General features: G+C 37.4%; 1 protein-coding gene. It reads left to right on the top strand.

Annotated elements, in window-relative coordinates; translation table 11 throughout:
• The coding region (locus ACP6PK_RS05875; protein WP_426558575.1) for a beta strand repeat-containing protein at positions 1-1,493 on the top strand (1,493 nt) is incomplete at both ends.

Here is a 1,493-nt window from a genome sequence, read left to right as displayed (position 1 = left end):
ACCCAACAAATAGAAACATTTTCAGCACAAGGCACCGCCGGAAATGTAAATATTAGAGCAGAAAGTTCAGTCAACATAGAAAACATACTCTCCGAAGGAACACAACGAGGAGGAGACATTACCATAGACAGTCGCAGTCAAAACAGCATCAACGCTCAAGGAACATTAAACACATTTTCTACAGAAGGAACAGCAGGAGATGTCACTCTCACATCCCCAGGCAGCATAACTATTAACGGCATTCGCTCCCAAGGAATGGAACAGGGAGGTGAAATTACAGTAGCAAGTGAAATAGGAGAAATAACCTCAACAGAAAACATAGACTCATTCTCAGACCAAGGAATAGGAGGAAACATCACACTAACAGCTCCAGAAAGTGTAAATTTAGCCAATGTCTCATCCTTTGGAGCAACAGAAAGTGGAGACTTAATCATTCAAAGTCGCACAGCAACAGTAAATACAGGAAACGTTACCACCCAAGCACCAGCAGGAAGTAGTGGCAGTATTATCATCAACGGAACAGAAGTAGGTACAGGAGACTTAACTTCCATCGGTACAACAAGTGCAGGTGAAATCAATGTGGAAGCAACAGACGGATCAATTACAACTTATGATATAGAAATCACATCTGATGGTACAATAGGCACTTTAACACTCAGAGCAACAGAGGATATTACCACAGAAGATATTAATCAAAATGCAGGAGAAGAAGATGTCAATATTGAAATTGACTCAGGAGAAGACCAAAGCACAGGAGATATTAATCAAACTGCCCCTGATGATACTAATATCAATCAAATTGCCGGAGATGACATCAACACAGGAGATATTAATCAAAATGCCGGCAATGATGCTAATCTTAATCAAATCGCCGGAGATGACATCAACACAGGAGATATTAATCAAAATACTGGCAATGATGCTAATGTTAATCAAACCGCCGGAGGAGATATTAATACACCAGTAATTAATCAAAATGCTGGCAATGATGCTAATGTTAATCAAACCGCCGGAGGAGATATTAATACACCAGTAATTAATCAAAATGCTGGAAATGATGCTAATGTTAATCAAACCGCAGGAGGAAATATTAATACGCCAGTAATTAATCAAACCGCAGGGAATGAGTCTATAACTATTCAAAATGCAGAAACCAATCTGAATACAGATACTACCTCAGCAATTTCTAATAATAACAATTCAATTATTAACCCTCCTATTAATCCAGAAAATTCTGAAAATAATACCACAAATTTCGGAAAAACTAACACTTTCTCAACAAGCACAACCTCCGAAATAATTTCAATCTCCACCCCCAGTAATAACAACCAAACAAAAAATACAGCCACTGCCAAAGAAAAAACAGAAAAATCTATCAATAATACCACTGATACTAAACAAATATTAAAGATAATAGATACTGTTAATACTAATCCTATTACAGTTGCTACAGGTTCAGACCAAGTAGTAATGATGTTAGAAGAAAATCGGAT

It is taken from the genome of Dapis hubbardiae BLCC-M172 (assembly GCF_050016015.1).
Lineage (GTDB): Bacteria > Cyanobacteriota > Cyanobacteriia > Cyanobacteriales > Microcoleaceae > Trichodesmium.
Note: the sequence above shows the minus strand (reverse complement) of the source record. Positions and strands in the feature narration are given on the sequence as shown.